We start from the raw sequence: 22,206 nt of genomic DNA, 5'->3' as shown, positions 1-22,206 counted from the left end.
AAGGAGTGGTTGAAACCGTGAGTGTGACGAAAGAACAAATCAAAGAAGCCGCAGAGTCGATTCGCGGACAAATGAAGGATAAACCGCAAGTCGGATTGATTTTGGGGTCCGGACTGGGCGTGTTGGCCGAAGAAATTCAGGAGCCGGTCACCAGCCGTTATCAAGATATCCCGCATTTCCCGGTTTCCACGGTGGAAGGGCATGCAGGAAAGCTGATTTCCGGGAAATTGGAGAATAAAAATGTGATGGTCATGGCCGGACGATTCCATTTGTATGAAGGACATGACCCGTCATCGGTGGTGTTCCCCATCCGTATGATGAAAGAACTGGGAGTGGAAACGATTTTGGTCACCAACGCGGCCGGAGGAGTCAACCAGTCTTATGAACCGGGGGACTTGATGGTGATTCGCGACCACATTAATCTGATGTTCCGGAATCCTTTGGTCGGTCCGAATGATCCGGAACTCGGGGACCGTTTCCCGGATATGTCGGTTGCTTATGATGAAGAATTGCGCAAGTTGGCCCATCAGGTTGCGAAGGAACAGGGTTTCTCCCTGCAGGAAGGCGTCTATGCCGGTGTGTTGGGCCCGTCTTATGAAACGCCGGCCGAAATCCGCATGATCCGGACGCTGGGCGGAGATGCGGTCGGCATGTCGACGGTGCCGGAAGTGATTGCGGCCCGGCATGCGGGAATCCGGGTATTGGGGATTTCTTGCATTTCAAACATGGCGGCGGGCATTTTGCCGCAACCGCTTTCGCATGAAGAAGTGATCGAAACCGGTAACCGTGTCAAAGGGAAATTTATCAAACTGGTGAAAGGGATTTTGCAACAGTTGGATTAATCGGAAGGGAAGAAGATGGAACCATGATTTTTCATGGTTCCATCTTCTTTTTTATGGTGTTTTTTGGGATAAACAGAGTACATCCATGTTGAAAAAAAATTAACATAATTTATAATAATAGATGTGTTTTTATGTTTTAATCAAAGGGGGAAACCGATGAAGAAAACGAAAAAGGTGTTTGCCCTTCTTTCTTCTTCACTTTTGCTCGGATCCATTGTTATGTCGCCGGTGGCGGGATGGACGGAAAAAGTGGAAGCAAAAGAAGCGGAAACACGGGTTGATTGGTCATTGGTGAATGAAAATGCATTGATTCAGCATTTGAAAGAGAAGGGGAAACTGGATCAAGATGCAAGCCCTGAGGAAATCAACCAAGCCGTGAAAGAATACGTGATGGACGGAAGTGTTCCTTTCAGCCAAACCGAAGGGATCGACACTTCTTCCAAATTTGGTGAAGAAGCATACAAAGGGAAGAAAAAGATCCAACAAAAAGTATTCGACAAAATCAGCAAAATCGATGAAAATACCGTTCAAGCACTGAAAGAGAACAAAAAATCTTTTAATGACCGCGCGGTTGTGGCCTTGATTGAATTTCCTGATTTTCCGCACAATTCCATCAAAAAGAAAGAAAACCAGTTTTGGGTGAAAGATTTTAATCCGGAACATTACGAACAGCTGTTGTTCAACCGCGATGGATTTACCATGGATAACGGGGAGAAAATCCCGTCCTTGCGCCAATTTTATCTCGAACAATCCGTCGGGTACTGGAATGTGGTTGGCGAAGTGACCCCTTGGGTTCAAGCAAAGCATGAAGCGAAATATTATGGAGGACACCAGGACCAAGGGGATTATGAATTAAAAGATGCCCGTCCCCGTGAGTTGGTGATGGAAACGTTGGCGGCCGTCGGCCAACAAATTGCCGGAAAAGAGGAATTGTATGACCAACGGGATCCGTATGATCTTGACAATGACGGCGATGTCATGGAACCGGACGGCTTGTTGGACAACCTGTTCATTGTCCACTCCGGTGAAGGCGAAGAAGCGGGGGGCGGCGATTTGGGCGAAGACGCGATTTGGTCCCACCGTTCAGTGATCGGTCCGGAGCCGGTTCCGATTCCGGGAACCAATTTAAAGGCTTTTGATTATATCATTCAGCCGGAAGATGGTGCGGCCGGTGTCTTTGCCCATGAATACGGCCATAATCTCGGATTGCCGGATGAATATGACACCGGATACACCGGAGCCGGTTCCCCGATCGAGGCTTGGTCTTTGATGTCTTACGGCAGTTGGACGGGGAAAATCCCGGGGACCGAACCGACCGGATTCAGCCCGTGGGCAAAACTGTATTTCCAAGAAACTTACGGCGGAACCTGGCCGATCGCCACTGTCATAGATTACGACCGACTGCACCAAAAAAGAGCGGCGGTGTTAAAAGAAGCGGTGGCGCAATCCAGCAAAGGAAAAATCCTGAAAATCAACCTGCCGGACCAGCTGGTGGATCCGCCGACCCAGCCAAGAGGAAAGAAATCGTATTTCTCTGACAAAGGAAATATGCTGAACACAAAGCTGACATCGGCGGAAATTGATTTGACCCATGCTTCGGAAGCGAAATTGCAATTTGAATCGTGGCGTCAGATTGAGGCAGGTTATGATTTCTTGTATGTCAATGTTTATGCCGACGGGAAAAAGGAAACCATCCGGCAATACGATGATGACACCAACGGCAAATGGGTTGAAGAAGAGTTGGATTTGACTCCGTACACCGGCAAAAAAATCAAAATCGAATTTAATTACGTCACGGATATCGGATTGATGATGGAAGGGTTCTATGTGGACAATATCGCTGTCACCGCAGATGGAAAAATGGTCTTTTCCGATGATGCCGAAGGCGATCCAAAATTCACACTGGATGGTTTCAAAGTATTTGACGGGTCCAAAATTCCCTTTGAACAATATTACTTGGTGGAATGGCGAACCCATCACGGAATGGATCTGGCCCTGAAGCATCTTCGCCGCGGACAAACCATGTTGAGTTATGATCCCGGAATGGTGGTCTGGTTTTATGATGCCCGTTGGGGAGAAGACAACATGACGGGGCTCCATCCGGGAGAAGGTTTCCTCGGCGTGGTTGATGCCCATCAACGCGGGCATTACTGGAACGACGGAACCGTGGCGGACACCCGGTATCAAATCAATGATGCGGCTTTCGGATTCAAAAAGACTTCCCCTATCGATATCGAGTTCAACGGTTCCTACATGAAGTATGATCCGTTGCCGGGAATTCCGGCGTTTTATGACGGACACGATTACACCAGCCCGTTTAATCCGGACGGAGGAAAGATCCTGCCCCATTACGGAATCGGAATCGCTTTGAAAAAAGTGAAAAACGGTGAAAAAGAAGTGATTGTGGAAGTATCCAAAAAATAAAAAGCAATGACTGAAAAAAGACTTTGCTGCTTTTAGCGGTAAAGTCTTTTCTTTTTTGGCATAATTATCCGGCTCGTGGTTCAAACTATAGATACTGCTATTGGGGAGGGAATTGGAATGCTGAAAAAGCTCAGCTGTTTAATCCTGTCGCTCGGCTTGATGGCCGTTTCGTTGATCCCGTCACAACCGGTTTCGGCCGAAGAGGCGGAAACCGATTTGGCGCCGGAAGCCGTTTCCGCCATTCTGCTGGATGCCGGGACGGGAAAAGTGTTGTACGAAAAAAACAGCCATCAACCGTTGCCTCCTGCAAGCATTACCAAAGTGATGACCATGTTACTGGTCATGGAGGCAATCGATCAGGGGAAAATATCCTGGTCGGATCCGGTGCGTGTCAGTGAACATGCCGCTTCCATGGGCGGGAGCCAGATTTTCCTCGAACCGGGGGAACAAATGACCGTCCATGACTTGTTTAAGGCGATGGCCATTTCATCAGCCAATGATGCGGCAGTGGCACTGGCGGAATATTTGGGAGGCACGGAAGAGCGTTTTGTGAAAATGATGAATGACAAAGCCAAGGAATTGGGACTGAAAAATACACATTTTGAAAATTGCAACGGATTGCCGGCATCAGGCCATTACTCTTCCGCTTATGATATTGCCGTGATGTCCAGGGAACTTCTTTCTTATCCCAAAGTGACCAACTATACGGGACTTTACGAAGATTACCTGAGGAAAAATTCGAAAAAACCGTTCTGGCTGGTCAATACCAACAAATTGGTCCGGTTTTATCCGGGAATGGACGGGTTGAAAACCGGATACACTTCCGAGGCGAAATATTGCTTGACGGCCACGGCCAAAAGGAACAATCTCCGGTTTATCGCCGTGGTGATGGGCGAACCAGATGTCAAGAAGCGGAATCAGGAAGTTTCCTCGATGATGGATCATGCATTTAACCATTACACAAGCCAACGGATTTACAACAAAGGGGATTTGATCGCGGAAAAACGGATTGATAAAGGAAATCCGGACAAAATCCGCATTGAAGCCAAACAGCCGATCGACATGTTGATAAAAAAAGGCGAATCCATCCGTGATTATCAAAAGAAATGGGTTTGGGAGGATTTAAAGGCTCCCGTCAAAAAAGGAGACCGTCTTGGAAAACTGCAGATCGTTAAGGACGGACAAGTTGTTGCCGAGTGGAATTTGATCAGCAGCATGGAGATCCAAAAAGCAAACCTCTGGACCTCTGTGAAGCGAAGTTTGAAAGAAATGCTTTTTTTGCCGGATGATGTGAATACACAGATGTAGAAGGAAAGAGGATTCTGGACAATCTTGTCAGGAATCCTCATTTTTTGGTTATTTTTTGCAGACGGAAGGAAAGGGCCGAAAAATCATAGAAGATATGGGAAAAAAAGAAAGGGGCGGGAGAGATGAGCTTATCCCTGCAAATGGATTCCGACCGTCAGGTTTTGATCGTCCGGCTGGCCGGAGAACTTGACCATCATCATGCCGAAAAAGTGCGTGCTTCGATTGAAGCCGAATTGGAAAAAGGGGAGTTTCGCCACCTGGTGTTGAATCTGGCCCGTTTGGAATTTATGGACAGTTCCGGATTGGGTGTGATTTTGGGGCGTTATAAAAAAGTTTCCCAGTTGGGAGGAAAAATGATTCTCTGTTCCATTCAGCCGCCTGTATACCGCTTGATGGAAATGTCGGGGTTATTTAAAATTTTGCCTACATACGAAAATGAAAAGCATGCAATTTCAGCTTGCGGGGTGGCGTCATGAGCGAAACAGGGAAAAATTTCATGGAATTGAAATTCAGCAGTCGTTCGGAAAATGAAGCGTTTGCCAGAGTGACGGTCGCTTCTTTTATCTCTCAATTGGATCCGACGGTGGAGGAATTGACCGAGATCAAGACGGTTGTTTCCGAAGCGGTGACCAATGCGGTGATTCATGGATATGAAGAAAAAGAGGATGGGGTCATCTATATCCGGACGGATATCGAGGGGCAAAAAATCAGCATCACCATTTCCGATCAGGGCATCGGCATTGAAGATATCAACGAAGCCAGACAACCGCTTTACACGTCCAAACCGGAATTGGAACGGTCGGGCATGGGATTTACCATCATGGAAAATTTCATGGATGAAGTGATGATTCATTCCAAACCGGGGAAAGGCACAACCGTTCACATGGTGAAATACTTGAAAAGCCGTCAGCAGACGATGGCTCATTGAGGGATGCCTATGGAACCGGATGTATACAACAACAGGCACAGCCATTTGTCGGATGAAGAAGTGAAAAAACTGATTCAGGCCAGTCAAAACGGGGACATGGAGTCCCGGAACCGTTTGATTCGTCATAATATTCGGTTGGTTTGGTCGGTGGTGCAACGGTTTTTGAACCGCGGATATGAGGCGGAGGATTTATTCCAGATCGGATGTATCGGTTTGTTGAAAGCAGTGGATAAATTTGACTTGAACTATGACGTGAAATTTTCCACTTATGCCGTTCCGATGATTATTGGCGAAATACAGCGGTTTTTGCGTGATGATGGAATGGTGAAAGTGAGCCGGTCGTTAAAGGAGATGGCCAACCGCATCCGCAAAACGAAAGACCATTTGTCCAAAAAATACGGGCGTTTGCCGACCATTCAGGAAATTGCCAATGAGATGGGAGTGGACCCCGAGGAGATTGTTTTTGCCCAAGAAGCCAACCGGGCTCCTGCTTCGATCCATGAAACCGTCTACGAAAATGACGGCGACCCGATTACCTTGATGGACCAGATTGCAGACGAGCCGGTGACCACCTGGTTTGACAAGCTGGCCATCAAAGAAGCGATTCATCGTTTGAGCGATCGGGAAAAGTTAATCGTTTATCTTCGTTATTACAAAGACCAGACACAGTCCGAAGTGGCAAGCCGGCTGGGCATTTCCCAAGTTCAGGTCTCGCGGTTGGAAAAAAAAATTATTGCCAAAATGCGACAGGAGCTGGATATCCAGAAAGAAAACCGGTAATTTCAGGCTTCAAGCACCTTGACGGTGCTTTTTTATATTTTACCAGTTCTGCACATACTAACGGATGATCGAAGTGTTTTTTTAAAGGAGTTGCCCGCAGATGAAAGACATGTTAACCATCCGTCTCAAAAAGAAAGTCGTCATAAAACCTGGGCAACCATTGTATCTGAAAGATATTTCCCGGTTGGATTCTGCGCGAGAGGAAATTGCATGCAAAGTCAAAGATTTAATCATTTATGACCCGCAGGTACAGCATGGGAGTTTTTATGTGATTGATGTGATGGATGTCATGGACATCATCCACAAACATTTTCCGGCATTGGATGTTCGTCATGCGGGGCCGCCGCAAACATTGGTTGAGATCTCCGGCAATTTGCGGCCGCCTTCGATCATCCTTGTCCTGATGGTGATGATTCTTTTATTTATCGGTTCCGGACTGGCCATCATGAATTTTCACATGGATGTCAGCATGCCCCAGGTTCATGAACGAATTTATTATCTGATTACCGGGGAACATAAATCATCCCCCTTGATCATGCAAATTCCTTATTCGTTGGGCATCGGGATCGGCATTTTTGTCTTTTTTAACCGCTTGATTAAAAAACGGTTGAAAGAAGAACCAAGTCCGTTGGAGCTGGAGATGTTCCTGTATCAGGAAAATATTGAACAATACATGATCGATCATGAAAAGCGGAAAGAGGATTCCGGTTGCCATGAATCTGTTCCATGACTTGCTTCTCATCATCATCGGTCTGGCGGGAGGGACGGTGGTCGGTGGCGGTTTTGTCGCTTTTATAACCGTGCTTGACATTGTTCCGAGACTGGCACAAGTGACAAGGACACCACAAATGATCGCCCTCTATGAGTACAGCATCGGACTTGGCGTTTTGTTTTTTACCTGGTTGGACTTTCGTTCGTTTTCGCTTTCGATGCCAGGTGTTTTCACTTTGATCGTCGGCCTGTTCATGGGGGTGTTTGTCGGCCTTTTGGCGGCGGCACTGACAGAGGTGGTAAACGTCATCCCGATTATGGCAAAGCGTTTGAACATGGAAGGTTATTTGGTTTATTTTCTGCTGGCAATGGCACTCGGCAAAGTGGCCGGTTCCATTGCGGAATGGATGTTTTTTTGATACTGATCAAGAAAGAAAGGGTGTATGAGAAATGGGTTCTTATTGGGCTGCTTTTTTGGTGGGGGGGTTGATTTGCGTGATTGGACAGTTGTTGATTGACTTAACCAATTTGACACCGGCACACGTCCTCAGCCTATTGGTGGTTGCCGGTGCGGTGTTGGACGGATTCGGATTGTACGATCCGTTGATCCAGTTTGCCGGAGCCGGCGCAACGGTTCCGATTACAAGCTTTGGAAATTCATTGGTGCACGGGGCATTGTCGGAAGCACATCGCAACGGATTCATCGGGGTGTTGTCAGGGATCTTTCAAATCACAAGTTCCGGTATATCCGCGGCCATTATCTTCGGCTTTCTGACAGCGGCGATTTTCAAGCCCAAAGGTTGATAAAAACAGTTGATAAAAACATATAAAAATACATTTTAAGCATAAATGAGTGGGGGTTTCCACTCTTTTTTTTACGGAGTTGTGATAAGTTTTTGCCGTTTTTGTCCCTATGCGGCTTTTCGCCAAAATTTGTGGTATGATCAGTTGTGAACATTTTTTCCTCGTCGGAGGGAGGGAATCAAAAGATGAAGCAACTGCGCGCATTGCAGATATTCGGAATCATCACTTCGATTGGCGCTTACTTCATGTTGGCGATTGGAGCCATTGTAAGCGCTACGGAATCAGGGAAAGGATGCGGCAACACCTGGCCGTTTTGTCATGGAAAACTGATCCCTGAAAGTTTGCCGATGGAAACCGTGATTGAATACAGCCACCGGATTGTCTCGGGAGTGGACGGTTTGTTGATCCTGATTCTGACGGTCTGGTCCTGGATGGCGTTTAAAGAGAATAAACGTGTGAAGGTTTTGGGTTTTTTAAGTTTGTTTTTTGTCGTGTTTCAAGGAATTCTCGGAGCATTGACGGTTGTTTTTGAAGGCACGTTTGCCAAAAACTTCTCGCTGGCCTTGCATTTCGGCTTTTCCCTTATTTCATTTGCCAGTGTGATTTTGCTGACGGTTTATCTGTTTCAATTGTCCAAACCCGGGAAGAAGAACGGGCTCATGGATATGAGGAACACCCTGCTGGCCAAATGGCTTTGGGGCTTGGCTGCCTACACTTATATCGTGGTGTATACCGGAGCTTTGGTACGCCATTCCGAGGCGACGATGGGATGCGGCTATTCCTTCCCGTTATGCGGCCCGACCGTTTTCCCAGGCTTTTCTTCCCTGGCTGAGATTCATTTGCTTCACCGTTACTTTGCATTTTTGCTCTTTTTCCTTGTCCTCGGCACGTTGATTTTTATTTTGAAAAAACATCGTGACCGGAAAGATTTGGTGCACGGGGGTTGGCTTGCGTTTCTTTTGATCACACTCCAGGCATTAAGCGGTGCGATTATTGTCTGGACGGGCGGAAAATTAATGGCCGAGTTGTTGCATACCACCATTATTTCGGCGTTCTTTGCCGTCCTTTCGTATATGTGCATGCAAATCGGCTTACCCTGGAGCAAAAAAACGCATTTGCCCGATGTTTCGACGGGAGTCGGGCAGACAAGCTGAAAAAAATGAAGGTGGATTTTCACCTTCATTTTTTTGTTTAAAAAGAAGAGATATCGACAATCTGCTGAAGATAAGCTATACTCATTGGTAAGGTGTGAAAATTGGATATGGATTTTTCACATCCTTCGGGGCAGGGTGAAATTCCCGACCGGCGGTGATGGCACGTTTGCCTCAGTCCGTGACCCGCGTTGGCGGTGGATTCGGTGCAACTCCGAAACCGACAGTGAAAGTCTGGATGGGAGAAGGATGAACAGATGTGTACCTTTAACCTGTGAATTTTTTCACATTTGTTAAAGGCTTATTTCTGTATGCAAAATTATTACTTTCAGGATACACAGCTGTTTCTTCCGTGACTGCCTCGAATTCATAAAGATTCGAGGTTTTTTATTTGCTTCGACAAAAAAGAATAAGGAGAGAAGGATGCTGACGACACACGAAACCTGGATGCGTTTGGCATTGCAACTGGCCGAAGCGGCGGAGGGTCAAACTTCCCCGAATCCGATGGTTGGGGCCGTCGTGGTCAAGGACGGGCAAATTGTCGGAGCCGGAGCCCATTTAAAGGCCGGCACACCGCACGCGGAAGTCCATGCATTAAACATGGCCGGGGATGATGCCAGAGGCAGCACGCTTTATGTGACTTTGGAGCCGTGCAATCATTACGGGCGCACGCCGCCTTGCACCGGGCGCATCATCGAAGCCGGGGTCCGGCGTGTGGTCGTGGGGTGTGTGGATCCGGATGAAAAAGTGTCCGGTGAGGGGATCAAGCGGCTGCGCGAATCCGGAATCGAAGTGGTGGAAGGGATCTTGCGCGAAGAATGTTTGCGGCTGAATGAAGCATACTTTCACCACCGGAAAACCAAAAAACCGTTTGTCACGCTCAAGATGGCGACCACCCTGGATGGAAAGATTGCAGCATACAACGGGGACAGCCGGTGGGTCACAGGCCATGAGTCGCGGGCACATGTGCATCAAATCCGCAAAAAAAGTGATGCGATTCTTGTGGGCGTGGGGACGGTTTTGGCAGACGACCCGCAATTGACCGCACGGATCGACGGAGAGCCGGTCCGGCAACCGGTGCGGATCGTTTTGGACAGCCGGCTTCGCACCCCGCTGGATGCGCAAATCGTGAACACTCAAGCTGCTCCGACCTGGATTTTTACAACGCCCCGCTGTGACCGGAGCAAAGTGGACCGGTTGATCGAAAAAGGGGTCAAAGTGATCGTGACCCAAAGCGAAGACCGGGTCGATATCGATGAAGTGTTGTCTTACTTGGGACAGCAGGGGATTTTATCGTTGATCGTGGAAGGAGGCAGCCAGGTCAATGCATCCTTTTTAAGGTGCGGCCACGTGCAAAAGGTGATGGCTTATCTTGCCCCCAAATTATTGGGTGGCAAAGACAGCAAAAGCGCCATTGCGGGAGAGAATCCCGAACGGATGAAGGAGGCTGTTTCTTTAAAACACACGGAGATCCGGCGCTTCGGGGAAGATTTCTTGCTTACGGGATATATTTCTTATGAAAAGCCGGCACAAGGTTAGAAGGGGGGCGTCAATGTGTTTACAGGAATCATTGAAGAAGTGGGACGGATCAAGCAGTTGCGTAAAAATCCGCTGACCATGGAATTGACCATTCAGTGCCGGAAGGTTTTGGAGGGCACCCAACTGGGAGACAGCATCGCCGTCAACGGGGTTTGTTTGACGGTTACACAGCTGGGCAGTGACTATTTTATGGCCGATGCCATGCCTGAAACCATGAAACGGACCAATCTGGGCAAGTTGAATGTGTCGGATCTGGTCAATCTGGAGCGGGCGGTTGCCGCCGGACAACGAATGGGCGGCCACTTTGTTCAGGGGCATGTGGACGGAGTCGGTACGATCCTGTCGAAGACCCCTTATGAAAATGCCGTTGTGTACCGGATTGAAACCAGCCCGCAATTGACCCGATACATGATTGAAAAGGGATCCGTGGCCGTCAATGGCATCAGTTTGACGATTGTGGAGGTCAGTGATCATGACTTTACGGTGTCCTTGATCCCGCATACCTACAAGCATACCCAATTGCGTGATGCAAAGCAGGGAGATATGGTGAATATCGAAGTGGATATGATTGGAAAATATCTGCATAAGTGGTTTGAAAATAAAACCGGTTCCGGTTCGCCGATTACCCGGGAGATGCTGAAAGAACACGGATTTATCGGATAAGGGGGGATACCATGTCTTTTGATACGATTGAAGAAGCGCTGTCCGCCTTGAAAAAGGGAGAAATCATTATTGTGGTGGATGACGAAGATCGCGAAAATGAAGGGGATCTGGTGGTGCTCGCCGAGAAAGCGACGCCGGAGGCCATTAATTTTATGATCACCCACGGGCGGGGACTGGTATGTGTGCCGATGACGGAAGAACGTGCCCGGGAATTGGATTTGTCCCTGATGGTCAATCACAATACAGACCGGCACGGAACGGCCTTTACCGTATCGGTGGACGCGATGGAAACCTCGACCGGGATTTCGGCTTTTGAAAGGTCGCTTACGGTGATGCAATTGATCGATCCCAAGCGGGGAGCCCAAGACTTCCGGCGCCCGGGACACATTTTCCCGCTGATTGCCCGTGAAGGCGGTGTGTTGCGCCGTGCAGGCCACACCGAGGCAGCTGTGGATTTGGCGAGGTTGTGCGGGGCATATCCGGCCGGAGTGATTTGTGAAGTGATCAAAGAAGACGGAACCATGGCCCGTGTGCCCGATTTGAAAGAAATGAGCCGGAAATTTGGATTGAAAATGATTACCATTCAAGATCTCATCCAATACCGGCGGCAAAAAGAAACATTGATCGAGCGCATCGTGTCGGTTCGGATGCCGACCGAATACGGCGAGTTTCAAATGATCGGTTACACCAATGAAATTGACGAAAAAGAACACGTCGCTTTTGTCAAAGGAGACATTGACCCGGATCAACCCGTCCTGGTCCGTGTTCATTCCGAATGCTTGACGGGGGATGTTTTCGGATCCAAACGATGCGACTGCGGACCCCAGTTGCATGCAGCGATGCGGAAAATCGAAGAAGCCGGACAAGGCGTGCTTCTCTACATGCGGCAAGAAGGGCGCGGAATCGGCTTGATCAATAAATTAAAAGCATACAAACTGCAGGAAGAAGGCTTGGATACGGTGGAAGCCAACCTGCGTCTCGGATTCCGCGATGATTTGCGTGAATACGGGATTGGCGCGCAAATCTTGCGCGATTTGGGCGTGGGGAAAATGCGCCTGATGACCAATAACCCGCGGAAAATCACCGGTTTGAAAGGTTACGGTCTGGAAGTGACAGAGGTGGTTCCTCTGGAAATCCCCGCAAACAAAAATAATCGTCGTTATATGGAAACGAAAAAGGAAAAATTGGGTCACATGTTGCATTTGTAAAAAGAGGAGGAAACAAGGATGCCAAATGTATATGAAGGAACGCTTGTGGCAACAGGAATGCGGTTTGCGATTGTCGCCGGACGGTTTAACGAATTTATCACCGGCAAATTGGTGAATGGAGCCGTTGACGGTTTGAAACGCCATGGAGCCGAAGACGATGCCATTGATATCGTTTGGGTGCCGGGAGCTTTTGAAATTCCGCTGATTGCCGATCAATTGGCTCAATCGAAAAAATACGATGCGGTGATCGCGTTGGGATGTGTGATCCGCGGCGCCACCACCCATTACGATTATGTATGCAATGAAGTTTCCAAAGGAGTGGCGGCGGCGAGCGTGCGTCATCAACTGCCGGTGATTTTTGGAGTGATCACCACCGAAAACATTGAGCAAGCCATTGAAAGAGCCGGCACCAAAGCTGGAAACAAAGGATGGGAAAGTGCACTGGCAGCCATCGAAATGGCTGATTTGATGAAACAGTTAAATCGTTGATGGGGTAACGATTATCATATGGAAGAAGTAAAAATTAAGCTGGATATGTTTGAGGGGCCTCTTGATTTGTTGTTGCATTTAATCGAAACCTCGGAAGTGGATATTTATGAGGTTCCGATTGCGCAAATTACCGAACAATATATGCAAGTGTTAAATGAAGCCGAAGAGAGTAAGCTGGATGTGGCCAGTGAGTTTTTGGTCATGGCGGCAACTCTTTTGGCCATCAAGAGCAAAATGCTCCTGCCCAAGCAAGAGGTTTTTGAAGAAGATTTTATGATGGAAGAGGATGAATGGTTTGAAGATCCCCGGACGGAACTGGTCGAACGGTTGCTGGAATATAAGAAATACAAGCGTTTGGGGGAAGTGTTGCGCCAGAGGGAAGAAGAAAGAAGCAAAATTTATTCCCGTCCGGCGATGGATCTGACGGCCTACACACCAGAAGTAAACCCGGTTGAAGGGCTTTCTCCGGACGATTTGTTGCAGGCATTTGTCGAGGCGCTGAAAGACCGGGAAACCCATGAGCCGGAAGCCAAGTTGACCAGGGAAGAGATTTCGGTCAGTGACCGGATGAATGAAATTGATGCGCTTTTGACAGAAAAAGGGCAGTTGCTTTTTTCCAAACTGATCGATTGGAAAACCGCCACCAAAGAACGGGTGATCACGACCTTTTTGGCGCTTCTGGAATTGATGAAATTAAAAAGGATCGTTTGTTATCAGGAACATATATTTGGGGAAATCCGGGTGGAACGACTGCAGGCGGAGGTGCAGCCTTGATGAGCCGGGATATGAAAGCAGTGATGGAAGGTCTTTTGTTTGCAGCCGGAGAAGAAGGAATGAGCATTAAAGAACTGGCGGATGTGACCGGCTTGGAAAAACACGAAGTGGAACAATGTTTGCATGATCTCAGGGTCGACTATAAGGAACAGCAAAGAGGCATTCAAATCGTCAAAGTGGCCCAAGTTTACCAAATGACCACATTGCCCGAACATGCGTCCTACTTTGAAAAGATGGCCCAAGCCCCGAACCGTTCTCGGCTGTCCCGTGCGGCATTGGAAACCCTTGCCATTATCGCATACCGACAACCGATTACGCGTGTCGAGATTGAAGAGATCCGGGGGGTCAAAAGCGAACGGGTGTTGCAAGTCCTTTCGCGAAAGGGATTGATTCGGGAAGCCGGCAGGGCGGAAGGAGCGGGACGCCCGATTTTATACGGAACCAGCAAAGATTTTCTGGATTATTTCGGACTCAACGATATCGAAGAACTTCCCCCGCCGGAATCCATCTTTGATTGGCAGGAATGGGAACAAGAGCGCCAGGATTTGTTTAAGCGTTTGGGTGTGGAACAAATGGAAGAGGCGGAGACGGATGAAGGATCTCCCGTTTAAAGGAGGCCGGCCGGCCTCCTTTTTTAAAAACAAAAAAGAAAAATTGCCGTTTTTGTAAACGCTTTTAAGATGAAAAAAACGTGAATGGCTGGATCGGAGAGGAGGCAGGCTGAATTTGTTACATGAATTGATCACGAGGGATACCATTGTTTTAAAAGAGGAAGTCCGCAATTGGAAAGAGGCGATTCAATATGCATCCGAACCCCTGTTAAAAAAAGGATGGATTGAGCCGGAATATGTAAAAGCCATGATCCATATTATCGAAACGCTGGGCCCCTATGTGGTTTTGACACCCCATGTGGCCATTGCCCATGCGCGACCGGATGCGGGAGTGAACCGGTTATCCATGAGTCTTTTGCGGTTAAAGAAGAGTGTTTCTTTTGGAAGAGGACAAGAGGTGCATCTGATTATTATTTTAGCAGCCATCGACCAAAAGTTTCACTTACATGCATTGTCGGATTTATCTCAATTATTGTCTGAAGAGAAAAATATTGAACGGATGATACATACCGAAAAAATTGAAGAAATTGAAGAACTGATTCATCAATATTCAAGAAAACAGTGCAATTAGCAACTTAGTGGTCGGAATTTTTTCAAAAAGGCCGGACGGTTTAAAAATTTGTTGGATAATATTGTATATTCACCCGTCATCTTGCCCAAACTACCCAGTGATGGCAGGTGGTGGGGTTGATTTTTTTTCTGATCATTCTTGTGTTGTTGCTGGTCTTCTTCATCGGAACTTGGTTTTCCAACATTCAAATTGAATTGTTGTTTAAACGGGAAGCGCAAAATGATTTTGGCAAAATCAAAGTGAAGATGTTTGGCGGATTGCTCAGATTTCAATACAATTTGCCGCAAATCCTATGGGGTGGTTTGGATGAAGGGGTGGCCCTCAAGCAGAACGTGACCGGTAAGATTGGCAAGAAAGAAACCAAAACGAAAAAGAAATCGATTCACATTGATAAACGGAAAGTCAAGAAATTTCATTTTGAATATCGCCAGATTCTTTACCGGTACCATGATTTTCAACGAATCATGCGGTGGTTCTTTGGAAAGATCACCTGTGAAAAATTCGTTTGGAACACCAAGATCGGAACGGGGGATGCAGCAGAGGCGGGATTTTTAACCGGATTGGCATGGAGCTTTAAGTGGATGCTTCTCAGTTGGCTGGGAAATCAAATCCGGTGGAATGCCAAACCGGAGTTAAAGGTGGATCCAAGATTCAATGAAGCGATATTGGAAACCTACTTTCACAGTATAATCCGGTTCCGGATCGGGCATGCTATCCTTGCTGTGAAACGTTTATCAGATCATATGCGGAAAGGGAGGATCCAATAAATGTCTGAGCACCCTATTCAAAACTTGATGGAAACTGCCATGGAAAATATTCGTGAAATGATTGATGTCAATACCATTATCGGTGATCCGGTGGAGACGCAGGATGGCCAAGTCATCATTCCGGTTTCCAAGGTCGGGTTTGGATTTGCAGCGGGAGGAAGTGAATTCAGAGGACATTCGGATGATAAAGAGGGGGAAGATCAGGAAAAGCGGGGGAATTCCAGACATTCCACTGAAAAAAGCCAAGAAAAGCTTCCGTTTGGTGGAGGAAGCGGCGGAGGCGTCTCTGTCACTCCGGTTGCATTTCTTGTTGTCAGTGAAAAAGGAATTCGTGTGTTAAACATGGATAAACAAACCCATTTATATGACCGCCTGATTGACACGGTCCCTGAATTTGTGGAGCAGTTGAAAAACATGGTTAAAAAAAGTGATAAAAGTGAAAAGTAAACCGGATACAAAACGGCACAGCCCGGGGCAGTGTCGTTTTTTTACATAATCTTGTCCGGAGTGCATATATTTGTACAAACCCGAACGGGAGTGGGGTGAGATCATTTGATTCTGGGGCGGATCTGTTCGGTTGGGCTTGTCACAGCCATCTTGATGATGATCTTTGTCTGGCCGGAAGGAGCAAGAGCCGAAGTGACAGGGGATTTGGCTCCCGGGGCAAAAGCCGCCATTTTGTATGATGCTTCTTCAGGCCGTGTTTTATTTGAGAAGAATGCAGAGGAACCCATGTTGATTGCCAGTTTGACCAAAATCATGACGGCAATCATTGCGATTGAAAACGGGAATTTGGATGAAACAGTGACCATCAGCCCCAATGCGGAAGGAGTGGAAGGCTCTTCCATCTATCTGAAAGCCGGTGAAAGAATACCGCTTCGCACCCTGTTGTACGGACTGATGTTGCGTTCCGGAAATGACGCGGCAACGGCGATCGCCGAACACATCGGCGGATCGGTGGAAGGGTTTGTTTATTTGATGAATGAAAAAGCCGCCTATCTGGGTCTGGAAAACACGCATTTTGCCAATCCGCACGGTCTGGATCAAGAGGGGCATTATTCATCGGCCAAAGATTTGTCCGTATTGACGGCATACGCACTCAAAAATCAGGTTTTTCAGGAAATTGTCAAAACAGAGGTCAAGACGGTGTCCTGGCCTGGCGAAAAATGGAAAAGAAAATTTTACAATAAGAATAAGATGTTGCGCTTTTATAAATGGGCGGACGGCGTTAAAACGGGGTTCACCAAAAAGGCGAGAAGAACGCTGGTTTCTTCTGCGACCAAAGACGGCCACCAGTTAATCACCGTCACTTTGAATGACGGGGATGATTGGAAAGATTCCATGAACATGCTGGAGTACGGGTTTCAGCATTATGATTTGGTCTCCTTATTGAAAAAAGGACAGGTTCTGTCCGGTCAGGCATATGAAACGGATGATCACAAAAAGTTCCGGGTTGTCGCCGGTGCTTCCTTTGATTATCCGCTGACGGAAGAAGAAAAAAAACAGGTTACGGTAAAGCCGGTCATCAGTTATCCTCTCCGGCTGGTGACAAGCGACCGCATGCAAGTGGGAAGCGCCCGGATTTACGTGAACCGGCAATTGATCGGATCGGTTCCTTTGGAAGTCGAAATGGAGCCCGAACCATCCATGATGAAAAAGTGGTTCCAATCCTTCGGGCTGATGCTTTGGAAAAAAGGGTGAAGCAAAAATGATCCATTATATTTGGATTTTTATGATTTTAAGCGGGGTGGTGGCAGCGGCACTGCAGGGGAAGTTGGAGTTGGTGACAAAAGCGGCCTTAAATGGTGCGGAAGAAGGGGTTTCCGTTTGTCTGGGACTGATCAGTATCATGGTGTTTTGGTTGGGGATGATGCGGATTGCCCAAGATGCCGGCTTGTTGGAAAAGCTGGCGAAGATTTTGCGTCCCGTTGCCCGGTTTTTGTTTCCATCCGTGCCTCATGATCATCCGGCGATGGGCTACATTTTATCGAACATGAGCGCCAACCTGTTTGGATTGGGAAATGCCGCGACCCCCATGGGACTCAAGGCAATGGAAGAGTTGCAAAAATTGAACCCCGACCGGAAGACGGCCACTCCTGCGATGTGCACTTTGCTTGCTCTGAACACCTCGGGACTGACATTGCTTCCGACAACAATTATCGGGATCCGGTTGAAACACGGTTCGGTGAACCCGACGGAGATTATCGGCCCGACATTGCTTGCCACCTTGCTTGCCACTTCTTTTGCCATCCTGTTGGATCGTTATTACCGAAAGCGCACGTTTGACGAGAACGGGCGGCTGAAGAAGTAATCAAACAGGGAAGAGGGTAAATCAGATGTTTGAAATCATCAGTTTTGTTTCCAATCTGATGTTGCCGGCCATTGTGGTGTTTGTTCCGCTGTATGCCGTGTTTCGCAAGGTTCCCGTTTATGACAGTTTTGTCGAGGGGGCCAAGGAAGGATTCCCGACAGCGATTTCGATTATTCCACACCTGGTCGGTATGATGGTGGCTGTTTCCATCTTCCGGGATACCGGCGCTTTGCAGTTTTATTTGCAATTTTTGAAGCCGGTGCTCGGTTGGCTGAAGATTCCGGAAGAAGTGGTTCCGATTGGGATTTTGCGGCCGATTTCCGGAACCGGTTCCCTGGCCTTTGTGGAAAGCGTTCTTCGCACCTACGGGCCGGACTCCTTTCTGGGAAAACTGGCATCCACCATTCAGGGAAGTACCGATACCACTTTATATGTGCTGACGGTTTACTTTGGCGCCGTGGGGATCCGCAATTCGCTCTATGCGCTGAAAGTCGGTTTGTGGGCGGACTTGGCGGGATTTTTGGCTGCCTGGATCATTTGTACATTGATTTTTTTACCCGGTTAAGCAGAGAAAGGCTTTTTCTGCGATACCGGGTTTTATAATGTCTGAAAACAACAGGGCTGTCCGGTTTGACTTGTACGAAACTTTGTAAACAGTTAAGATGACTAAGAGGTGAGCATGGCATGGAGCGTTTACAAAAAGTGTTGGCACAGGCGGGAGTCGCTTCCCGAAGACGTTCGGAAGCATTGATCTGTTCCGGGAGAGTGAAAGTCAACGGACAACGGGTCACCGAGCTGGGAACCAAGGTGAATCCCCGCCAAGACCGGATCGAGGTGGATGACCGGCCGGTCGTGTTGGAGAGAAAAAGGACATTTTTGTTTTATAAACCGGAGCAAGTGATTACCAGTATGCATGACCCGCAGGGACGGAAAGTGGTGGCTGATTATTTCCGCCATATCCCTGAGCGTGTTTTCCCGGTCGGGAGGCTGGATTACGATACCGAAGGTCTGCTGATCATGACAAATGATGGAGAACTGACCCATCGTTTGCTTCATCCGCGTTACAAGGTAAATAAAGTATACATTGCCACTGTGGAGGGAAAACCCGGCCCGAAAGCGTTAAAACAGCTGGAAAAGGGTGTGAAACTGAAGGATGGATGGACCGCCCCGGCCAAAGTCCGCTTTCTTTCCCATTCCAGCCGGGACAATACCTCCCGGTTGGAACTGACGATTCATGAAGGGAGAAAAAGACAGGTCCGGCGCATGTTGAAGGCGGTCGGGCACCAGGTGATTCATCTGATCCGGGTCCGATTTGGATTTTTGACGCTGGAAGGATTAAGCAAGGGGGAATTCAGGGAATTGACGGATGAAGAAATTCAACGGTTAAAAAAAGAGATTTTGTGAACAACTTTCAAATCATCGTCACATGTTCCTAATCGAAAACCAAACTTAAATGTATAATTAGTTAATGAAATCATGGAGTTTTTCGTGATTGGATCACAGGGGGGGAGTCATGCGTGATAGATAACAGCAAATGTGAGTGCGGACACAATAACCCTGTTGGCACCATATTGTGTGAGTACTGCGGAAAACCGCTGGACAAGACCATCAAAGAAAAGGAAAATATTGCTGAGGAGATGCGCTATGAAGGAAAAGCAAGACGTTCCCAAATGGCACAACCCTCCCCGTTTGACCGGGTCTGGCAGTTCTTCTCCTCAGTGAAAGTTGCCATTATTTTGATTGTCGTTACTTTGATCGCCGCCGGAATCGGCACCATTTTTCCTCAAGAAATATATGTCCCCTCTTCCGATCCAAAGAGTTACTATGAGGAGCACTATGGAATCTGGGGAAAACTTTATTATGCACTTGGTTTTTCGGATATGTACAACTCCTGGTGGTTTTTTCTGCTTTTGTCAATGATCGGGGTTTCGCTTGTTGTCTGCAGTTTGGACCGGGTTGTTCCTCTGTATAAAGCGCTTAAAAACCAAACCGTGACCAAAAGCCCGGAATTTATCCGCCGGCAACGGATTTCGCATGTGGAGCATGTGACCGACGAATACCCGGAGCAAAAGATTGATGAGATCGCGCAAGCATTGAGCAAGAAACGTTATCACATACGGCGCGAAAACGGGGCGCTTCTTGCAGAAAAAGGACGGATCAGCAGATGGGGTCCTTACATCAATCATATCGGGTTGATTATTTTTTTATTCGGGGTTTTGCTGCGGTATGTGCCCGGATGGTATCTGAATGAAACGTTGTGGGTCCGGGAAGGGGAAACCAAAAAAGTTCCGGAGACACCGTATTATGTGAAAAATGAGCGCTTCACCATGGAGTTTTATGATCAACAAAGCAAGGATGAAGGACCGGTTGTCAAGAAATACCAAACCAATGCCGTGTTGTATGAAAAGGACAAGCAGACGGGGCAGTTAAAGCCGGTCAAAAAGCATGCGATCATTGTGAATGAACCGCTGAAATACAAAGGCTTGTTGTTATATCAATCCAGCTTTGAGACCGGATTGCTCCAAAAAATTTCTTTTAAAGTCACGGAGAAAAATACGAAAAAAGAGTTGGGAACCTTTACCGTTGATTTGAATAACCTCCGGAAGGACCAGGTTTATCCGGTCGGAAATTTGGAAGTCCGGGCACTGGAATATTATCCGGACTTTGCCATGGAAAACAATCGACCGGTGACCAAATCGCAGGAACCGAACCGCCCGGCTTTTGTCTTTGAAGTCCGGGAAAAAGGAGCGAAAACGGGAGAGAAATCCTGGGTTATCTCCGGTCAGGACTTGGGCGATTTGTTGAAAGACAATCACTATAACATTGATCTGGCCAATATCCACACGGTGAATTCCTCCGGGCTCATGGTACGCGTCGATAAAAGTTTGCCGGTGATTTTTTTGGGAGGATTCATTTGCATGATCGGGCTGGTGATGGGATTTTACTGGCACCATCGCCGGGTCTGGGTCCGTGTGACCGACGGTTCCTTATACGTTGGCGGGCACACCAACAAAAACTGGTACAGTTTTTACCGCGAACTGTCTGCGCTGGATGTATTGAAAGATTATGACTTGAAGCCGGCGAAAAAATAGGGGGAAAAGACGATGGAACAATTGATGGAGAATCTCCTTTTTGGAACATTCTTTTTATATTTGATTTCTTCTGTCGCGTTTGTGATGGGAATCTCCAAAGACAAAAATGAAAAAAGTGAACAAAGAAAAAGACGCTGGGGAAATATTGCCGTCGGAATTGCGATCGTGGGAGCCGTTTTTCAAACTTTGTTCATTATCACAAGAATGATGATCGGTGGCCACTTCCCGACAAGCAACATGTTTGAATTTACGGCTTTTCTATGTTATGCCATTGTCATTGCGTTTGTAATTGTTTACTTTATTTATAAAAATATTGTTTTAGGGGCTTTTGTCATGCCTCTGGCTGTGGTTTTGCTGGCTTATGCTTCTGTTTTCCCGCGGGATGTCCAGCCGCTGATCCCGGCCTTGCAAAGCTACTGGTTGCCGATTCACGTGTCGACGGCGGCGCTGGGGCAAGGGGCCTTTGGGATTGGTTTTATTGCCGGATTAATTTATCTGGTTAAAAACGTCGGGAATCAGAAAGCAGGGAAAAATGCTTTTTGGCTGGAAACCACCCTGTTGATTGTTTTGATGTTTCTTGGATTTAGTATTGTTCAATTTGCATTTGGCCTCGTTGATTATGAAGCGAAATTTTCGCATACTGTTGATGGGGAGGCAAATGTTCAAGAGTACTCTCTTCCTCCCATCGTGAGTCCGACTGACAGCCAAATCATTCAAATGGATTCCTTCCCGGGCCTGAATGAACCGCTGTTTGAAAGTCCCGGCTGGATGAAGGGAGAAAAAGCGGCAAGCAAATTGAATTCCGTCATTTGGTCTGTGATTACCGGACTGATTTTATACGGGCTTTTGCGGTTGATCTTGAGAAAGCCGCTTCGAACAGCGCTTCATCCGCTGGTGAAAGACTTGGACAGCGAATTGGTTGATGAAATTTCTTACCGCGCGATTGCAATCGGTTTCCCGATTTTTACATTGGGCGCGCTGATTTTTGCAATGATTTGGGCTCATCAAGCGTGGGGCCGTTTCTGGGGATGGGACCCGAAAGAAGTGTGGGCGCTCATTACCTGGCTCTTTTACAGCGCTTATCTGCATTTGCGGCTGTCCCGCGGTTGGCACGGGTTGAAGTCGGCATGGCTGGCGGTTGGCGGTTTTGTGATTATCATGATTAATTTGATCGCAGTTAATCTAGTGATCACCGGTTTGCATTCATATGCGTAAATCAAAGCAGCAGGGGTG

Annotated in this window: 25 protein-coding genes and 1 riboswitch; all 25 genes read left to right on the top strand. The window is 47.5% G+C overall.

Annotated elements, in window-relative coordinates; translation table 11 throughout:
* Nucleotides 1-23: 23 nt before the first annotated feature.
* The 25 genes from NYE37_RS08905 to ccsB all read left to right on the top strand — a co-directional run bounded on the left by NYE37_RS08905 (nt 24) and on the right by ccsB (nt 22,188).
* Complete coding sequence (locus tag NYE37_RS08905; protein ID WP_370526884.1) at nt 24-842, top strand: purine-nucleoside phosphorylase; 819 nt, start codon at nt 24-26, stop codon at nt 840-842.
* Between the two features lie 156 nt (nt 843-998).
* The gene (locus NYE37_RS08900) at nt 999-3,266 is read left to right on the top strand and encodes an immune inhibitor A domain-containing protein (RefSeq protein WP_138615015.1); all 2,268 of its coding nucleotides are present in this window, start codon (nt 999-1,001) and stop codon (nt 3,264-3,266) included.
* 117 nt (nt 3,267-3,383) lie between these two features.
* Nucleotides 3,384-4,574 carry a D-alanyl-D-alanine carboxypeptidase family protein gene (locus NYE37_RS08895; RefSeq protein WP_049719973.1) on the top strand — a complete coding sequence of 397 codons (1,191 nt, stop codon included), beginning with the start codon at nt 3,384-3,386 and terminating at the stop codon, nt 4,572-4,574.
* 122 nt (nt 4,575-4,696) lie between these two features.
* Nucleotides 4,697-5,050, top strand: coding sequence for an anti-sigma F factor antagonist (spoIIAA, locus tag NYE37_RS08890; RefSeq protein ID WP_037997504.1), 354 nt, complete (start codon nt 4,697-4,699; stop codon nt 5,048-5,050).
* Nucleotides 5,047-5,502, top strand: coding sequence for an anti-sigma F factor (gene spoIIAB, locus NYE37_RS08885; RefSeq protein WP_037997507.1), 456 nt, complete (start codon nt 5,047-5,049; stop codon nt 5,500-5,502). Before spoIIAA ends, spoIIAB begins: the two co-directional genes overlap by 4 nt.
* A 9-nt stretch (nt 5,503-5,511) precedes the next feature.
* A complete protein-coding gene (sigF, locus tag NYE37_RS08880; protein WP_037997510.1) occupies nt 5,512-6,282 on the top strand; it encodes an RNA polymerase sporulation sigma factor SigF in 771 nt (256 codons plus the stop codon).
* 100 nt (nt 6,283-6,382) lie between these two features.
* Nucleotides 6,383-7,012: a stage V sporulation protein AA gene (locus NYE37_RS08875; protein ID WP_037997511.1), complete on the top strand. Its 630-nt coding sequence runs from the start codon at nt 6,383-6,385 to the stop codon at nt 7,010-7,012.
* A complete protein-coding gene (locus NYE37_RS08870; protein ID WP_198050618.1) occupies nt 6,996-7,412 on the top strand; it encodes a stage V sporulation protein AB in 417 nt (138 codons plus the stop codon). The genes NYE37_RS08875 and NYE37_RS08870 overlap by 17 nt, the downstream gene beginning before the upstream one ends.
* 31 nt (nt 7,413-7,443) lie before the next feature.
* A complete protein-coding gene (gene spoVAE / locus NYE37_RS08865) occupies nt 7,444-7,797 on the top strand; it encodes a stage V sporulation protein AE (protein ID WP_037997515.1) in 354 nt (117 codons plus the stop codon).
* Between the two features lie 185 nt (nt 7,798-7,982).
* Complete coding sequence (locus NYE37_RS08860) at nt 7,983-8,951, top strand: COX15/CtaA family protein (protein ID WP_049719975.1); 969 nt, start codon at nt 7,983-7,985, stop codon at nt 8,949-8,951.
* 117 nt (nt 8,952-9,068) lie between these two features.
* Nucleotides 9,069-9,202: riboswitch (FMN riboswitch) on the top strand.
* A 169-nt stretch (nt 9,203-9,371) separates the two neighbouring features.
* Nucleotides 9,372-10,487: a bifunctional diaminohydroxyphosphoribosylaminopyrimidine deaminase/5-amino-6-(5-phosphoribosylamino)uracil reductase RibD gene (ribD, locus tag NYE37_RS08855; RefSeq protein ID WP_037997516.1), complete on the top strand. Its 1,116-nt coding sequence runs from the start codon at nt 9,372-9,374 to the stop codon at nt 10,485-10,487.
* 15 nt (nt 10,488-10,502) lie between these two features.
* Nucleotides 10,503-11,150, top strand: coding sequence for a riboflavin synthase (gene ribE, locus NYE37_RS08850; protein WP_049719976.1), 648 nt, complete (start codon nt 10,503-10,505; stop codon nt 11,148-11,150).
* An 11-nt stretch (nt 11,151-11,161) separates the two neighbouring features.
* Nucleotides 11,162-12,358 carry a bifunctional 3,4-dihydroxy-2-butanone-4-phosphate synthase/GTP cyclohydrolase II gene (locus NYE37_RS08845; RefSeq protein WP_037997522.1) on the top strand — a complete coding sequence of 399 codons (1,197 nt, stop codon included), beginning with the start codon at nt 11,162-11,164 and terminating at the stop codon, nt 12,356-12,358.
* 18 nt (nt 12,359-12,376) lie between these two features.
* The gene (gene ribH / locus NYE37_RS08840) at nt 12,377-12,847 is read left to right on the top strand and encodes a 6,7-dimethyl-8-ribityllumazine synthase (RefSeq protein WP_037997524.1); all 471 of its coding nucleotides are present in this window, start codon (nt 12,377-12,379) and stop codon (nt 12,845-12,847) included.
* Nucleotides 12,848-12,865: 18 nt separating this feature from the next.
* The gene (locus NYE37_RS08835) at nt 12,866-13,621 is read left to right on the top strand and encodes a segregation and condensation protein A (RefSeq protein ID WP_198050620.1); all 756 of its coding nucleotides are present in this window, start codon (nt 12,866-12,868) and stop codon (nt 13,619-13,621) included.
* Nucleotides 13,621-14,232, top strand: a complete 612-nt coding sequence (scpB, locus tag NYE37_RS08830; RefSeq protein WP_037997528.1) for an SMC-Scp complex subunit ScpB — start codon at nt 13,621-13,623, stop codon at nt 14,230-14,232. Before NYE37_RS08835 ends, scpB begins: the two co-directional genes overlap by 1 nt.
* 115 nt (nt 14,233-14,347) lie before the next feature.
* On the top strand, nt 14,348-14,803 hold the full coding sequence (locus NYE37_RS08825; RefSeq protein WP_037997530.1) for a PTS sugar transporter subunit IIA: 456 nt from the start codon (nt 14,348-14,350) through the stop codon (nt 14,801-14,803).
* Nucleotides 14,804-14,919: 116 nt separating this feature from the next.
* A complete protein-coding gene (locus NYE37_RS08820) occupies nt 14,920-15,570 on the top strand; it encodes a DUF2953 domain-containing protein (protein WP_037997533.1) in 651 nt (216 codons plus the stop codon).
* Nucleotides 15,571-16,017, top strand: coding sequence for a GerW family sporulation protein (ytfJ, locus tag NYE37_RS08815; RefSeq protein ID WP_037997536.1), 447 nt, complete (start codon nt 15,571-15,573; stop codon nt 16,015-16,017).
* A gap of 105 nt (nt 16,018-16,122) precedes the next feature.
* A complete protein-coding gene (locus tag NYE37_RS08810) occupies nt 16,123-17,271 on the top strand; it encodes a D-alanyl-D-alanine carboxypeptidase family protein (protein ID WP_369792463.1) in 1,149 nt (382 codons plus the stop codon).
* Between the two features lie 7 nt (nt 17,272-17,278).
* Entirely contained in the window at nt 17,279-17,881 is a 603-nt protein-coding gene (locus NYE37_RS08805) for a nucleoside recognition domain-containing protein (protein WP_037997539.1), read from the top strand.
* 25 nt (nt 17,882-17,906) lie between these two features.
* Complete coding sequence (locus NYE37_RS08800; RefSeq protein WP_037997541.1) at nt 17,907-18,446, top strand: spore maturation protein; 540 nt, start codon at nt 17,907-17,909, stop codon at nt 18,444-18,446.
* A 119-nt stretch (nt 18,447-18,565) separates the two neighbouring features.
* Nucleotides 18,566-19,285, top strand: coding sequence for a pseudouridine synthase (locus NYE37_RS08795; RefSeq protein WP_037997544.1), 720 nt, complete (start codon nt 18,566-18,568; stop codon nt 19,283-19,285).
* Between the two features lie 113 nt (nt 19,286-19,398).
* Nucleotides 19,399-20,973 carry a cytochrome c biogenesis protein ResB gene (locus tag NYE37_RS08790; protein ID WP_231564643.1) on the top strand — a complete coding sequence of 525 codons (1,575 nt, stop codon included), beginning with the start codon at nt 19,399-19,401 and terminating at the stop codon, nt 20,971-20,973.
* Between the two features lie 12 nt (nt 20,974-20,985).
* Nucleotides 20,986-22,188, top strand: a complete 1,203-nt coding sequence (ccsB, locus tag NYE37_RS08785) for a c-type cytochrome biogenesis protein CcsB (protein ID WP_037997546.1) — start codon at nt 20,986-20,988, stop codon at nt 22,186-22,188.
* Nucleotides 22,189-22,206 lie beyond the last annotated feature (18 nt).

Origin of the sequence: Thermoactinomyces sp. FSL K6-2592, from assembly GCF_038006465.1 — a bacterium.
In the GTDB taxonomy this organism is placed as follows: Bacteria; Bacillota; Bacilli; order Thermoactinomycetales; family Thermoactinomycetaceae; genus Thermoactinomyces; species Thermoactinomyces vulgaris.
Note: the sequence above shows the minus strand (reverse complement) of the source record. Positions and strands in the feature narration are given on the sequence as shown.

What these genes read in the sequence shown, in the direction of transcription:
- sigF (WP_037997510.1), top strand. Translation starts at nt 5,512, where the DNA reads ATGGAACCGGATGTATACAACAACAGGCACAGCCATTTGTCGGATGAA.
- spoIIAB (WP_037997507.1), top strand. Translation starts at nt 5,047, where the DNA reads ATGAGCGAAACAGGGAAAAATTTCATGGAATTGAAATTCAGCAGTCGT.
- NYE37_RS08900 (WP_138615015.1), top strand. Translation starts at nt 999, where the DNA reads ATGAAGAAAACGAAAAAGGTGTTTGCCCTTCTTTCTTCTTCACTTTTG.
- scpB (WP_037997528.1), top strand. Translation starts at nt 13,621, where the DNA reads ATGAGCCGGGATATGAAAGCAGTGATGGAAGGTCTTTTGTTTGCAGCC.
- spoVAE (WP_037997515.1), top strand. Translation starts at nt 7,444, where the DNA reads ATGGGTTCTTATTGGGCTGCTTTTTTGGTGGGGGGGTTGATTTGCGTG.
- ytfJ (WP_037997536.1), top strand. Translation starts at nt 15,571, where the DNA reads ATGTCTGAGCACCCTATTCAAAACTTGATGGAAACTGCCATGGAAAAT.
- NYE37_RS08895 (WP_049719973.1), top strand. Translation starts at nt 3,384, where the DNA reads ATGCTGAAAAAGCTCAGCTGTTTAATCCTGTCGCTCGGCTTGATGGCC.
- NYE37_RS08860 (WP_049719975.1), top strand. Translation starts at nt 7,983, where the DNA reads ATGAAGCAACTGCGCGCATTGCAGATATTCGGAATCATCACTTCGATT.
- NYE37_RS08795 (WP_037997544.1), top strand. Translation starts at nt 18,566, where the DNA reads ATGGAGCGTTTACAAAAAGTGTTGGCACAGGCGGGAGTCGCTTCCCGA.
- NYE37_RS08835 (WP_198050620.1), top strand. Translation starts at nt 12,866, where the DNA reads ATGGAAGAAGTAAAAATTAAGCTGGATATGTTTGAGGGGCCTCTTGAT.
- NYE37_RS08800 (WP_037997541.1), top strand. Translation starts at nt 17,907, where the DNA reads ATGTTTGAAATCATCAGTTTTGTTTCCAATCTGATGTTGCCGGCCATT.
- NYE37_RS08875 (WP_037997511.1), top strand. Translation starts at nt 6,383, where the DNA reads ATGAAAGACATGTTAACCATCCGTCTCAAAAAGAAAGTCGTCATAAAA.
- NYE37_RS08845 (WP_037997522.1), top strand. Translation starts at nt 11,162, where the DNA reads ATGTCTTTTGATACGATTGAAGAAGCGCTGTCCGCCTTGAAAAAGGGA.
- NYE37_RS08870 (WP_198050618.1), top strand. Translation starts at nt 6,996, where the DNA reads ATGAATCTGTTCCATGACTTGCTTCTCATCATCATCGGTCTGGCGGGA.
- ccsB (WP_037997546.1), top strand. Translation starts at nt 20,986, where the DNA reads ATGGAACAATTGATGGAGAATCTCCTTTTTGGAACATTCTTTTTATAT.
- ribH (WP_037997524.1), top strand. Translation starts at nt 12,377, where the DNA reads ATGCCAAATGTATATGAAGGAACGCTTGTGGCAACAGGAATGCGGTTT.
- ribD (WP_037997516.1), top strand. Translation starts at nt 9,372, where the DNA reads ATGCTGACGACACACGAAACCTGGATGCGTTTGGCATTGCAACTGGCC.
- NYE37_RS08805 (WP_037997539.1), top strand. Translation starts at nt 17,279, where the DNA reads ATGATCCATTATATTTGGATTTTTATGATTTTAAGCGGGGTGGTGGCA.
- spoIIAA (WP_037997504.1), top strand. Translation starts at nt 4,697, where the DNA reads ATGAGCTTATCCCTGCAAATGGATTCCGACCGTCAGGTTTTGATCGTC.